At 71.4% G+C, this 12,654-nt stretch carries 10 protein-coding genes; 3 read left to right on the forward strand and 7 right to left on the reverse strand.

Annotation, left to right across the window (positions count from 1 at the left end; genetic code table 11):
* Window positions 1-126: 126 nt before the first annotated feature.
* Window positions 127-1,917, forward strand: coding sequence for an acyl-CoA dehydrogenase (locus tag ACFFGE_RS02420; protein ID WP_376833947.1), 1,791 nt, complete (start codon window positions 127-129; stop codon window positions 1,915-1,917).
* Here the strand turns inward: ACFFGE_RS02420 and ACFFGE_RS02425 are convergent.
* Window positions 1,914-2,711 carry a S1 family peptidase gene (locus ACFFGE_RS02425; RefSeq protein WP_376833949.1) on the reverse strand — a complete coding sequence of 266 codons (798 nt, stop codon included), beginning with the start codon at window positions 2,709-2,711 and terminating at the stop codon, window positions 1,914-1,916. The two genes, ACFFGE_RS02420 and ACFFGE_RS02425, sit on opposite strands and share 4 nt — an antisense overlap.
* 85 nt (window positions 2,712-2,796) lie before the next feature.
* Here ACFFGE_RS02425 and ACFFGE_RS02430 point away from each other — a divergent pair, with 85 nt between their 5' ends.
* Entirely contained in the window at window positions 2,797-4,965 is a 2,169-nt protein-coding gene (locus tag ACFFGE_RS02430; protein ID WP_376833951.1) for a S9 family peptidase, read from the forward strand.
* A gap of 39 nt (window positions 4,966-5,004) precedes the next feature.
* Here the strand turns inward: ACFFGE_RS02430 and ACFFGE_RS02435 are convergent, their stop codons facing one another.
* Window positions 5,005-5,475: a response regulator gene (locus tag ACFFGE_RS02435; protein WP_376833953.1), complete on the reverse strand. Its 471-nt coding sequence runs from the start codon at window positions 5,473-5,475 to the stop codon at window positions 5,005-5,007.
* A gap of 112 nt (window positions 5,476-5,587) precedes the next feature.
* On the opposite strand from ACFFGE_RS02435, the gene ACFFGE_RS02440 reads away from it, so the two are divergent.
* Window positions 5,588-6,202: an ATP-binding protein gene (locus tag ACFFGE_RS02440; RefSeq protein WP_376833955.1), complete on the forward strand. Its 615-nt coding sequence runs from the start codon at window positions 5,588-5,590 to the stop codon at window positions 6,200-6,202.
* 195 nt (window positions 6,203-6,397) lie between these two features.
* On the opposite strand, the gene ACFFGE_RS02445 is transcribed toward ACFFGE_RS02440, so the two are convergent.
* The 5 genes from ACFFGE_RS02445 to ACFFGE_RS02465 are packed head-to-tail and all read right to left on the reverse strand — an operon-like array spanning window position 6,398 to window position 12,492.
* Window positions 6,398-7,165: a heme ABC transporter ATP-binding protein gene (locus ACFFGE_RS02445; protein WP_376833957.1), complete on the reverse strand. Its 768-nt coding sequence runs from the start codon at window positions 7,163-7,165 to the stop codon at window positions 6,398-6,400.
* 10 nt (window positions 7,166-7,175) lie between these two features.
* On the reverse strand, window positions 7,176-8,258 hold the full coding sequence (locus ACFFGE_RS02450) for a FecCD family ABC transporter permease (RefSeq protein WP_376833959.1): 1,083 nt from the start codon (window positions 8,256-8,258) through the stop codon (window positions 7,176-7,178).
* Window positions 8,255-9,115: a heme/hemin ABC transporter substrate-binding protein gene (locus ACFFGE_RS02455; RefSeq protein ID WP_376833961.1), complete on the reverse strand. Its 861-nt coding sequence runs from the start codon at window positions 9,113-9,115 to the stop codon at window positions 8,255-8,257. Before ACFFGE_RS02455 ends, ACFFGE_RS02450 begins: the two co-directional genes overlap by 4 nt.
* Window positions 9,112-10,176 carry a hemin-degrading factor gene (locus ACFFGE_RS02460; RefSeq protein ID WP_376833963.1) on the reverse strand — a complete coding sequence of 355 codons (1,065 nt, stop codon included), beginning with the start codon at window positions 10,174-10,176 and terminating at the stop codon, window positions 9,112-9,114. Before ACFFGE_RS02460 ends, ACFFGE_RS02455 begins: the two co-directional genes overlap by 4 nt.
* 54 nt (window positions 10,177-10,230) lie before the next feature.
* Window positions 10,231-12,492 carry a TonB-dependent hemoglobin/transferrin/lactoferrin family receptor gene (locus tag ACFFGE_RS02465; RefSeq protein ID WP_376833965.1) on the reverse strand — a complete coding sequence of 754 codons (2,262 nt, stop codon included), beginning with the start codon at window positions 12,490-12,492 and terminating at the stop codon, window positions 10,231-10,233.
* Window positions 12,493-12,654: the final 162 nt, after the last annotated feature.

The raw sequence follows: 12,654 nt of genomic DNA on the forward strand, positions 1-12,654 counted from the left end.
TCTCGACGCGTCAGCTTGACCCACTCCGAGCCGCTCGCCAACCGCTTGCGCGCCGGGGCCGGTCGCGGCACTGAGATGTCAAAGACAACGGACCCGGTCCATCACAAGCCTCAGGGAGCTCTTCGTATGACCTACCGCGCCCCGGTCCGCGATCTCGCCTTCAGTCTGGAGGCGGTGGCGGGCGTCGACCGCGTGGCCGCGACCGGCGCCTTTCCCGACTACGATCGCGACGTGATGGGCGCCGTGCTGGAAGCGGCCGGTCAGGTGGCCGAGACGCTGCTGGCACCGCTGAACCGCATCGGTGACCAGAAGGGCGCGACCTACGCCAACGGCGCCGTGACGGCCGCCCCTGGCTTCGCGGACGCCTATCGCGAGTTCGCCGCCGGCGGCTGGACCGGCCTCGCCGCGTCGCCGGCCCACGGGGGCCAGGGCCTGCCGAAGGCGCTCGAACTGGCCGCGTTCGAACCGGTGCATTCCGCCAACATGGCGTTCGGCCTGTGCCCGATGCTCAGCCTGGCGGCCATCGAGGCGCTGGAGGCGCACGGCACGGACCGGCAGAAGGAGACCTATCTGACGAAGCTGGTGTCCGGCGAATGGACCGGGGCCATGTGCCTGACCGAACCGCAGGCCGGCTCTGACCTCGGGGCCCTGACGAGCCAGGCGGTCCCGAACGGCGACGGGTCCTACAGCCTGACGGGCCAGAAGATCTACATCACCTGGGGCGACCACGACGCCACGGACAACATCGTGCACATGGTGCTGGCCCGCCTGCCCGACGCGCCGCCCGGGCCCAAGGGGATCAGCCTGTTCCTGGCCCCGAAGGTGCTGGTGAATTCGGACGGGAGCCTGGGGGCGCGCAACGCCTTCCGGCCGGTCGGGGTGGAGCATAAGCTCGGCATCCACGCCTCCCCCACCTGCGTCATGGCCTATGAGGGCGCGACGGCCGAGCTGGTCGGTCGGCCGAACGAGGGCCTCGCGCACATGTTCACCATGATGAACGCCGCACGGGTCGCGGTGGGCGTCGAGGGCGTGGCCATCGCCGAGCGCGCCTTCCAGCAGGCGCTGGCCTATGCGCTGGATCGCCGTCAGGGCCGCTCGCCCTGGACCGGAGAGCCCGGCGCGCCGATCTTCGACCACCCGGACGTGCGCCGGATGCTGTCGGTGATGAAGGCCAGGATCGAAGCCGGCCGGGGCATCTGCCTGTCCACCGGCGTCGCCGCCGATCTGGCCAAGCACGCCGGCGACGCGGACGACCGCCGCTTCTGGAAGGGCCGCGAGGACCTCCTCACCCCCATCGCCAAGGCCTGGTCGACCGACATGGGCGTGGAGGTCGCCTCCATGGGGGTCCAGGTCCACGGGGGCATGGGCTTCATCGAGGAGACCGGCGCGGCCCAGCATTATCGCGACGCCCGCATCGCCCCGATCTATGAGGGCACGAACGGCATCCAGGCCATGGACCTCGTGGGGCGCAAGCTCAGCCAGGACGGCGGCGACTCCGCCAAGGCCATCATCGCCGACATGACGGCGACGCTCGCCGACCTGCATCATCTCTACCAGGGCAAGCCGGTCGAGCGCTTCGCCAACGCCATCGAGGCCGTGCGCGACGCCACCTTGTGGCTGTTGGATCGAAAACAGGATCCGGCACGGGCCGACGACGTGCTTGCGGCGGCCGACGCCTATCTGAAGCTCATGGGCGACGTCATCGGGGGCTGGATGTTGGCCAAGGGAGCCCTGGCGGCCGCCGACAGGCTGAAGGCCGGCGACGGCGACCCGGCCTGGCTCCAGGGCAAGATCGACCTCTACGAAGTCTACGCCGCCAATGTGCTGGGCCACGCGTCGAGCCGTCTGGCGGCGGTCGGCCAGGGGGGCGGGCTGCTGATGCGGATGACGGCCCAGGCGCTGGGGGCGGCGGCTTAAGGCAGAAGCGCGATCGTCTCGCGCACGAAGCGGGCGTGGGCGACCACCGCCAGCTCCAGCCCCTGCCCGCCGACCTCGACCTCCTGGGTCAGCACGCCGCCGATGAAGGGGTGCTCGGGCGGCGGCGCGTCCGGGCGTCGCCGGGCCGTGGGGCTCCAGAACACCGGTCCGCCCGAGTTGCCGGGGAACACGGCGAAATCCAGCAGGAAGGTCGGGAAGGCGTCCACCGGCGCGACCGGCCAGGAAGCCACCTTGCCGACTCTGAGGATCGGGAATCCCGCCCGGTTCGCCGACAGCCCCTGCGGAAACCCCAGACTGTAGAGCTCATCGCCGGGTCCGACGCCGAGCGCGTCGAAGGTGGCGTCGTCGGCCAGCCAGCCGACCGGTATGGCCGCCGCCGCGAAAGTTGGCGGCGCGACGATCTCCAGGACCGCCACGTCCTGGGTCGGGTGTTCGGTCCACAGCGGGCCGTCCTCGGCGCGGATGGCCACCATCGCCGGATCGAAGCGCCAGCCGCCGGTCGCCGTGGGCGCTCTCCAGCCGACGCGCATCTCCGCCCCCGGCATCCGCTCCAGCACATGTCGCGCGGTCACCAGCAGGACGCGGGGGCGCCCGTCGGCGTCCTGATCGGCGATCAGGAAGCCGGCGCCGACGGTGCGGGTGCCGTCTCCCAACGGCTGATCCAGCATCACCGTGGCGTTGATCATCCCGACCGTCAGGTCCCACGCGGGCGCGGCCGGCGCCGGGGCGATGACGGCGGGGGGATCCTGAACAATGAAGGGCTCGAACGGCACGGGGCTCCCTCAGCCATGTAGCGCTTGTCATTTGACGGCCTTCCGCCGCCCGCACAAGGTGCCGCCGCCTGAAGGGGGAGCCGCCATGAATCGCCGCCAGTTCGTCCAGACCACCACCGCCCTCGCCGCCGTCGCGGCCACGCCCGCCCTCGCCCAATCGCCCGGAGCCTCGATGCCAGTCCCGCCTGTCGCCAAGAAGATCCCCGTCCGCATCGAACAGCTGGGGCGCGTCCGCGTCGACGACTATCAGTGGATGAAGGACGACAACTGGCAGGCGGTTCTGCGCGACCCGACCCTGATCAAGGCCGACGTCAAGGATCACCTTGAAGCGGAGAACGCCTATCGCGAGGCGATGATGGCCTCGACCCTGCCGCTGCAGGAGACGATGTTCCAGGAGATGCGCGGACGCATCAAGGAGGACGACAGCTCCGTCCCCGCTCCGGATGGTCCGTGGGAGTACTACGTCCGCTATCGTACCGGCGACCAACATCCGCTGTATTGCCGCCGACCGCGCGGGCAGGAAACGGGCGAGGTCGTCCTGCTGGACGCCAACGCCCTGGCGGAGGGCAAGGCCTACTCCGAGGTGGGGCAGGCGAGCGCCAGCCCCGACCACGCCCTCTACGGCTACTCCGAGGACGCCCAGGGTTCGGAGTTCTATCGCATCTACGTGAAGGATCTGACGACCGGCCAGATGTTGGGCGAGCCGATCGAGGCGGCCTACGGCGGCTTCACCTTCTCGCCCGACAGCCAGTGGATCTTCTGGACCAACCGAAACGAGAACGGCCGCCCGGACAAGATCTTCCGTCGCCCCGCGCGCGGCGGCGAGACCACCCTTGTCTATGAGGAGATGGACGAGGGCATGTTCATCGGCGTGGGCCGCACGTCCGACGACCGCTTCCTCGTCATCGGCATCGGCGACCAGGTCACCTCCGAGGCGCGCTACATCCCGGGCGACGACCCGACGGCCGAGCCCGTCGTGCTGGAGCCGCGCGTCGTGGACCGTAAATACGACGCCGACCACTGGGGCGACCGCTGGGTCATCCACACCAACGCCGACGACGCGCTGGACTTCAAGATCGTCGCCGCCCCGACCGACGCGCCCGGCAAGGCCAATTGGACCGACCTCGTTCCGCACACGCCCGGCCGCTACATCGAGGGGCTGGCCCTGGTGAAGGATTTCATCGCCCGCCAGGAGCGCGCCGACGCCAACACCCGTATCGTCATCCGCGACCGCGCCGGCGCCGAACACGAGATCGCGGTCGACGAGCCCGCCTACAGCCTGTCGCTGTCCGGCGCGTCGGAGTTCGACACCACGGTCATGCGCTACGGCTACAACTCGCCGTCCACCCCGACCTCCACCTACGACTACGACCTCGCGACCCGCGAACGGACGCTGCGCAAGGTGCAGGAGGTGCCGTCGGGCCATGATCCGGCCGACTATGTGGTGGAGCGGCTGAACGCCCCGGCCGAGGACGGCGAGCTGGTGCCGGTCACGGTGCTGCGTCGGCGCACCACGCCGGTCGACGGCTCGGCGCCGGTGCTGCTGTACGGCTACGGCTCCTACGGCATTCCGATGCCGGCCAGCTTCTCGACCAGCCGGCTGTCGCTGGTGGACCGCGGCTTCATCTTCGCCATCGCCCACGTCCGCGGCGGCTCCGACAAGGGCTGGGACTGGTTCCTTCAGGCCCGGAAGTTCACCAAGAAGAACACCTTCACCGACTTCATCGCCGCCGCCGAGCACCTGATCGAGCGCGGCTACACGCGCGCGGGCCGCATCGTCGCTCAGGGCGGCTCGGCCGGCGGCCTGCTGATGGGGGCGGTCACGAACATGCGTCCCGACCTGTGGGGCGGCGTGATCGCCCAGGTGCCGTTCGTGGACGTCATCAACACCATGAGCGACACCTCGCTGCCGCTGACGCCGCCCGAATGGCCCGAGTGGGGCAATCCGCTCGAGGACCCCGAGGCCTACGACTACATGATGAGCTACAGCCCCTACGATCAGGTCTCGGCGATGGCCTACCCGCCGATCCTGGCGACGGGCGGCCTGTCGGACCCCCGCGTCACCTACTGGGAGCCCGAGAAGTGGGTGGCGAAGCTGCGCCCCGCCACCACCTCCGGCAATCCGGTGCTGCTGAAGATCAACATGGAGGCCGGCCACGGCGGGGCCTCGGGCCGGTTCGATTACCTGAAAGAGATCGCCCACGATTACGCGTTCGCCGTCTGGGCCCTCGAGCGGGGCTGGGCGAACGGCTGAGCGAGCGGGGCCGCCCCGCCCGGCCGGGCGGCCCCCGTCCTACTGAGGCGCGAGATCGGACGGCGGCGCGCCCAGCCAGGGCGCCAGGCGGAAGCGCGCCGGCGTGCGCGCGACGCGCCGCTCGCGGATGAAGATGCCGGCGAACGCCACCACGTCCTTGATCGTCTTCTCGTCGAACGGCTTGCAGACCGCGCCGAGCGCGCCGGAGAAGCCCTCGGGGATCTGTTCCGGATTGGCCGTCAGGAAGACCACCGCGCAGCCGTAGGTCGCCACGAGCTTGTGCGCGATCAACGGACCGGTCGAGCCGTCCCGCAGGTTGATATCGACAAGGGCCAGGTCCGGGCGCTCGCGCTCGGCCAGTTCGTAAGCGGACACGCGATCCATGGCGCAACCCACGACGTCGCAACCCGCTTCTTCCAGAAGCATTTCCAGCTCCATGGCGAGCATCGCCTGATCTTCGACGATTAGCGCCCTGAGCGGCCCGGCGTCTTCCACATCTTCCCCTAGCATAACGCGACGGCGTCTTGGTGCTTTTGTACGCCTGCGGACACATACAACGCGTGCTTTGCGGCTTCGTTCAATCGGGCTATCCAACTGCGACGTTGTAGCAGTGGGGGCGTGAATGGAACGGCGTGAGGACCATGCGACAGGCCTGGTCCGGCGACGGCTCGCGGGGGGATATCAGATCCTGCAGGCGCTGGTCGGGATTCGGCTGCGTACGGTGGCGGACCCCGAAAGCCGGCGACATCTCGTCTGGCTCAGCGACCTCACCGCCGCGCTCGGCCTGATGAGCCGCCGCCTGACCGCCGACGGCGAGATCGAGGTCGTGGACTATCTGCATGACCTCGCGCAGTTCTGGCGCCGCGCGGCGGGTCGCGACGATCTGCGGATCGAGGTGCGCGCCCAGCCCGGCCTGGCGCCGGAAACGCTGGCCCAGAGCCTGGCGATCATCGCGCACGAACTGGTCGGCAACGCGGCCCGCCACGCCTTCGCGGACGGCCGGAGCGGGGCGATCGCCATCGCCTTCACCCGCGCGAGCGACGGCGTCAGCCTGGTCGTGCGCGATACGGGGCTCGGAGCGGAAGGCCTGGATGAGGGCGAGGGACTGGGGCTCGTCCGCGGGCTCGTGGACCACCTGCGAGGACGTCTGGACGTGGAGACGGCCCCCGAACAGGGCGTCGGCGTCCGCGTCTGGCTGCCGATGCCCTCAAGTTCCGAAGGCGAGCGCCCGAACTGAACGGCGGACCGCGCGGCGGTGGCCGGGGAACCAGGACTCGAACCTGGGATGACGGCGTCAAAATCTGCGTCTCAAACAAGATCTAGATGCCGAGCTCGTAAAGCGCTGCCGGTGACGCGCCCGTTCAAACTGTCCCACCGCCACTGCAGCGCGCCGTCAGCGAACGGTCGTAGCGAGTGTTCAAGGTCTGAACCGTCAGGCGAACAGCGGCGCTCGCGCGGGGGGAAGGTCGAACAGGTCGGCGGCCCGCCCGGCGTCCAGCTCGGCCCCGAGAATCTCGCCCACGATGCGGCCGCCGCGCAGCAGCGCCACCCGGTCGGCATAGGCCCGCGCCAGGCGCAGGTCATGCAGGACGGCCACCACCCCGCCGCCCTCGCCGGCGAAGCGGCGCGCCGCCTCCAGCGCCGTCAGCTGGTGCGCCGGGTCGAGCGAGGCGGTCGGCTCGTCAAGCAGAAGGAAGCGCGAGGCGGCGTCGGTCGGGGCGTCCCAGACCTGGACCAGGGCGCGGGCCAGGTTGGCGCGCTGGCGCTCACCGCCGGACAGGGTGGTGACGTCACGCTCGGCCAGATGGCCGATGTCGAAGCGGGCCAAGGCTTGGTCGATGATCCATCCGTCGCGCATCCCGTCGCCGCCGCCGTGGGGGGCGCGGCCGAGCGCCACGATCTCGTGCACGCGGAAGGGAAACGCGATGTGCACACTCTGCAGCATCAGAGCGCGACGTCGGGCCAGGGTCTCCGGCGACATGTGTCTTATCGGCGTCCCGTCCAGCCGCACCTGACCGCTGTCCGGGGTGATCAGCCCGGACAGCACGTGCAGCAGGGTCGATTTGCCGGCGCCGTTGGGACCGAGAATGGCCAGCACCTCGCCCGGCCGTGCGGTCAGGCTGACACGATCGAGCAGCAGACGGCCGCGCCCGCGAACGACCACGACATCCTGCGCCGACAAGGTGCGATCGCCGCTCACGCCAGACCTTTCACGTCAGGCTCCGGCGCTTGTCGCGCAGCAACAGCCAGAAGAAGAAGGGCCCGCCGATCAGGGCCGTGACGACGCCGAGCGGCAGCTCGGTCGGGGCCACCGCCACCCGGGCGAGGGTGTCGGCGGCGACCAGCAGGCCACCGCCCAGCAGGGCCGAGGCCGGCAGCAGCACCCGGTGGTCCGGGCCCAGCACAAGCCGCACCAGATGCGGGGCCACGAGGCCCACGAAGCCGATGACGCCGCAGGCGGCGGTGGCGGCGGCGACGGCAAGGGCGGCGAAGGCGGCGGTGGTTCGGGTCAAGCGGGTCGGGTCGACGCCCAGCGCCCGCGCCTCGGTCTCGCCCAGGGCCATGGCGTTGAGCGCCGGGCCGAGGCGGACGAGGGCGGCGACGCTCAGGCCGGTCAGGGCGAGGGTCGGAAGAGCCGTCAGCCAGGTGGCCGCGCCGGCGCTGCCGAGGGTCCAGAAGGCCAGCATGCGCAGCTGCTGCTCGTCGGACAGGAAGGTCAGCCAGCCGATGCCGGCGCCGGCGAGCGCACCGGTGGCCACCCCGGTCAGCAACATGGTCGACACCACCAGCCGTCCCTCGCTGCGAGCGGCGACATAGACGACGGCGGTGGCGGCGAGCCCGCCGAGGAAGGCGGCGACCGGCAGGGCGGCGGCGCGGATCGCCGGCGACAGCTCGCCGAACAGGGCCGGGCCCAGGACTATCACGGCGACGGCCGCCAGCGCCGCGCCGGACGAGACCCCGATCAGGCCCGGGTCGGCCAGGGGGTTGCGGAACACCCCCTGCGCCGCCGCGCCGCTGACGGCGAGGGCGGCGCCGGCGGCGAAGGCCAGCATGACGCGGGGCGCGCGCACCTGCTCGAACACCGCCTGGGCCAGGGGGTCGGCCGCCACCGGCAGGCCCAGCCGCCGCAGCAGCAGGGCGCCGATCTCCAGCGGCGGGATGGCGACCGCCCCCTGGCCGAGCGCCAGCACGAGCACCACGAGAACCGCGACGGCCAGACCCGCGACGACGCGGCGCGCGCGCCGGCGATGACGGGCGACGAGGGCGCCGGTCTCGAGCGCGGCGCTGGTCACGCCGGGGTCCGGATCAGCTGCGCCAGCTCGCGCGCGGCCTGCGGCAGGCGCGGGCCGAAGCCCAGATGCAGCAGCGGGTCGAGCGGAAGGACATGACCCTCCCGGCCCGCCGGGGTCAGGGCGATCGCCGGAAGGGCCGCCACCCGCGCCGCCCCCCCGGCGGCGTCGAGGGCGTGGGACATCATCAGGATCACGTCCGGCGCGCCGGCCACCAGCGCCTCGGTCGAGATCGCCTTGTAGCCCTCGTGGTCGGCCCCGGCGTTGTCGCCGCCGGCGAGCCCGATGATGGCGTCGGCGGCGGTGCCGCGCCCGCCGGCCATGGGGCTGCCGGCGCCGACTGTGAGCAGGAACAGCACGCGCGGCCGGCCTGGGAGGGCGGCGATCTCCGCCTCCGCCGCGGCCCAGTCGCGCTCCAGGGTGGCGACCGCGGCGCCCGCCTCGGTCTGGCGGCCGAACGCCTCGCCGACCTGGCGCAGGTTGGCGGCCACGTCGGCGGCCGAGCGCGCGGGCGGCACGGTGATCACGCGCACGCCCGCCTGTTCGATCTGGGTCAGGGCCGAGGCCGGGCCGGCGTCGCCGCCGGCCACCAGCGTGGTGGGGCCGAGCGAGAGAATCCCCTCGGCGGCCAGCTGGCGGAAGTAGCCGACGCGGGGCAGAGCCTCGACGGCCGCCGGATAGCTGCTGGTGTCATCCACCGCGATCAGCTGCGGCCCGAGGCCGAGGGCGTAGACGATCTCGGTCACGTCGCCGCTGACGGCGATGATCCGCTCTCCCGCCGCCGCCTCGGGCCGGGGGCTGCAGGCGGCGGCGAGCAGGCCCGCCCCGGCCGACAGGAGGAGTTCGCGGCGGCCGATCACGCGAGGCTCTCCAGCTCGGCGCACAGGGCGCGCCAGGTCTCGAGCTCGGCCTGTTTCGGCTTGCGCTCGCCGAACACCATGGCGAAGTTCCGCCCCCCGGCGTCGAACAGCTCCAGCGAAGTGACGATCCCGTCGCGGGTCGGTTTGCGCACGATCCAGCTCGTCGCGATGGCGTCCTCGCGCAGGTGCAGGTTGAAGCCCTTGTCGAGCACGTTCAGCCACGGGCCCATGACCTTGATGGTCTGAACCGGGCCGGTGTGGATCTGTATGCAGCCGCGGTTGCCGACGAACACCATGATCGGCAGGGCGCGTTCGGCGGCCCGCTCCAGCAGGGCGCGCATGGCCGTGTTCGACACCGTCCGGGCGAAGGGCGCGCCGACGAGGCGGAAGGCCTGCTGCCGGCCGACGTTGAAGTCCTTGAGCAGGCCGAAGAAGTCGTGGGTATCCTGCAGCGCCTCCCAGTTGGCGCGCAGGCCGGCGACATCGATGTCCGCGTCGGGCCGGTCGACGGGCGCGTCGGGATAGGGGGTTGGGGTGAAGCCGTCGGTCTGGTCGGCGGCGGTGAAGGCCGCGACCAGCGCGTCCCAGGCGGCGAGGTCGGTGGTCTCGCGGGCGAACACCTTGTGCACCGCCTCGCCCTCGCCGTCGAAGATCTGCAGGCTGCGCCGCATGGCGCCGTCGGCGAGGGTGTCGTTGACGGCGAAGGCGTGGCGCCAGTGCTGCATGAACAGGCGCAGGTCGATGTCGTGGTTCAGCACCATGCCGGCGCCCGGGAAGATCTCGACATGGTCGAAGCTGCCGACCTTCTCGTGGACGCAGGACTCGTTGCGGGTCAGCACCATGACCTCGCCCACCACCGGCAGGCCGCGGACCAGGTCGGCGAAGTCGCCGTCCAGACGGACCGTATCCACGCCCACGCGGCTGGCGACCAGGGCCGCCTCCGACACGCCGAGCTGGCGCGCGGCGTCCCGGGCGCGCAGGCCCGGCTGGTCGTGACGGGCCCGGGCCCAGCGGGCGCGGAGGTCGGCGGCGGCGTCGGCAGCCACGTTGGCGAGGGTCATGGGCATCTCTTGAGAACGAGTCTGCGACGTAGTCGCATTCTTAGATAAATACATTCAGTAGCGGAACACCAGCGAGGCGCTGAAATTCCGGCCCGGCTGGGTCCAGGCGTCGAGCACGGTCGAGCTGGCGGCCAGGCCGCGCACGTCGCTCCACCAGGCGTAGGTTTCGTCCGTGAGGTTGAAGGCCCCGACCCGCAGGGTGGCCTGCTCCGTCAGGTCGATCCAGACAGTGGCGTCCAGCACGGTGAAGGCGTCCGGCCGCCAGCAGGCCGCGCGCGTGCCGCCCGGCGAGCAGGTTCCCCCGACGTCGCGGGCGTCCTTCTGCGCCGAATGGGTCGCTGAGACCTGACCGCCGAACCGGCCCGACGGGGCCGTGTAGCGCACGCCGGCGACGAGCTTCAGCGGGTCGACGCTGTCCAGCGGCAGGCTCACGCCGTTGCGCTGCTGCTCGCCCTCGGCGCTCGACACAGCGGCGGTGAAACCGAGGCCGCTGTCCCAGTCGGCGTCGATCCGGCCCTCGAAGCCGCGAATCTCCACCTCGGCCAGGTTCACGTACTGGAAGCACAGGGCGAAGGTCCCGCACGTTGTCGGGAAGGGACGGCTGAGCATCACCTGCTCGATGAAGTTCTCATACTCCCCTGAAAACACAGTGGCGCTGCCTCGCACCCGGGCGCCGCCGAGGTCGAGGTCGCGCAGGCGGACGCCCGCCTCCCAGGTCTTGCTGGTTTCCGGCTCCAGGTTCGGGTTCGACACCGAGATGTAGCCCGACGACGGGTTGGAGAAGCCGTTGTTGACCTCGGAGGGCGCCGGGGCGCGGAAGCCCTCGCCGTAGTTGGCGAACAGGCCCAGCACCGGCGTGGCCCAGAACACCGCGCCGATGCGCGGCGTCAGGCGGCTGTCGCTCGTCGACTCGGTGGCGCCGACATAGAGGGCGTCGGCCGTCGGCTCGACCTCGAAAGCGTCGTAGCGCAGCGACGGGTAGAGGCTCAGGCGCCCGTTCAGCAGCCGGATCTCGTCCTGGATGAACACCCCGGCGAGCCGGTAGTCGGTCAGCGGGAAGGGCCGCGCGGGGAAGGTCTCGCCGAACGGCGGCACGGTCCCGTCGCGGATCCCTTCCTGGGTGGTCTCCGAGGCGTCCGCCCCGATCGTGACGCGGTGACGAATGCCGAGGGCGTCGAAGCCCAGCCGGGCTTGGCCGCTGAAGCCCACGACCTCGCTGTGGAAGGTGTTTAGCCGGGTGCGGTCGGCGGCGCCGTTGCGGTCCTCGGCGGCGAACTGAACGACTTCGGCGTCCTGGTGATAGACGGTCAGGTGGGTTTCCTCGACCGGGCCCGAGGCCGGCCGCCAGGTGTGATCGAGCGCCAGCCGGGTGCGCTCGGTGGTGTCGCGGGCGTCGAGGTCGATCACCGCCGTGGTCGGCGGCACCGCCGGGGCGGCGACCGGCGCGGCCCGGCCGCTGAACACCTCGGTGAGAACCTCACGGTCCTGCAGTTCGGCGGTCAGGCGGAAGCGGTGGGCGGCGTTTGGCTGGAACACCAGCTTGCCCAGCCAGCTGTCGCCGCTGATCTCCTGCGGATTGGCGGCGGTGCGGCGGGCGTCGGGGGATTCGTCGGTCCCCTGCGTCTCCTGCTCGACGCCGTCGCGGCCGGTCCAGGCCAGCATGGCCGACCAGGGGCCGGTGCGGCCGGCGAGGGTCAGGCCGGTGGAGGTGCTCTCGTCGGCCGAGGCGTAGCCGACCCGGGCGCGGGCCCCGAAAGCCCGCTCCCCGCCCAGCAGGTCGGCCGGGTCCTGGGTGATGAAGCTGACCGCGCCGGCGACGCCGTCGCTGCCGTACAGGGCCGAGGCCGGACCGCGCAGGATCTCCACCGACTTGAGCAGGCCCAGATCGACATAGTCGCCGCGGCCCACGGCCTGGGGCCCGAACAGGAAGGCGTCGGGCAGGCGCACCCCGTCCACCTGGATCAGCACCCGGTTGCCCTCGAGGCCGCGGATGTTGAAGCCGGCGTTGCCGTCCCGGCCGGTGGAGCCGGAGGCGGCGCCGAAGCGGGCCGGCGCGCTGCGCACAGAGACGCCCGGCTCGTAGCGGACCAGATCCTTGATGTCGGTGAATAGCCCGTCCTCGATCTCGCGCTGCGTCGTGACGCTGACCGTCGCCGGGGCCTCGATCGGGTCCTGCTCGGTACGGCTGGCGGTGACCACCACCTCGCGCACAGTCACCGGATCCGACGCGGACGGATCGACGCCCGGCTCGCCGGCGAGTGCGGCGGCGGGCAAAATGAAGGCGGACGCGGCGGCGCCGAGGAGGAAGTGACGCATGGGGATCCCCTGAACTGGCTGAGGCGGCCGCTTATATGCGAACGACTCGCAGAGTCAATCGCGATAGAGGCAAGCTGTGCTGCGAGCACGGCGGCAACGGCCCGCCTAGACCCCCGAGACGTCTTCCCCATTGAAGGCTCAGCTTGTGCGTTGCACCATCGC

It is taken from the genome of Brevundimonas balnearis (assembly GCF_042434805.1).
GTDB classification, from domain to species: Bacteria; Pseudomonadota; Alphaproteobacteria; order Caulobacterales; family Caulobacteraceae; genus Brevundimonas; species Brevundimonas balnearis.

What these genes read in the sequence shown, in the direction of transcription:
- ACFFGE_RS02465 (WP_376833965.1), bottom strand. Translation starts at nt 12,492, where the DNA reads ATGCGTCACTTCCTCCTCGGCGCCGCCGCGTCCGCCTTCATTTTGCCC.
- ACFFGE_RS02430 (WP_376833951.1), top strand. Translation starts at nt 2,797, where the DNA reads ATGAATCGCCGCCAGTTCGTCCAGACCACCACCGCCCTCGCCGCCGTC.
- ACFFGE_RS02420 (WP_376833947.1), top strand. Translation starts at nt 127, where the DNA reads ATGACCTACCGCGCCCCGGTCCGCGATCTCGCCTTCAGTCTGGAGGCG.
- ACFFGE_RS02440 (WP_376833955.1), top strand. Translation starts at nt 5,588, where the DNA reads ATGGAACGGCGTGAGGACCATGCGACAGGCCTGGTCCGGCGACGGCTC.
- ACFFGE_RS02460 (WP_376833963.1), bottom strand. Translation starts at nt 10,176, where the DNA reads ATGACCCTCGCCAACGTGGCTGCCGACGCCGCCGCCGACCTCCGCGCC.
- ACFFGE_RS02435 (WP_376833953.1), bottom strand. Translation starts at nt 5,475, where the DNA reads ATGCTAGGGGAAGATGTGGAAGACGCCGGGCCGCTCAGGGCGCTAATC.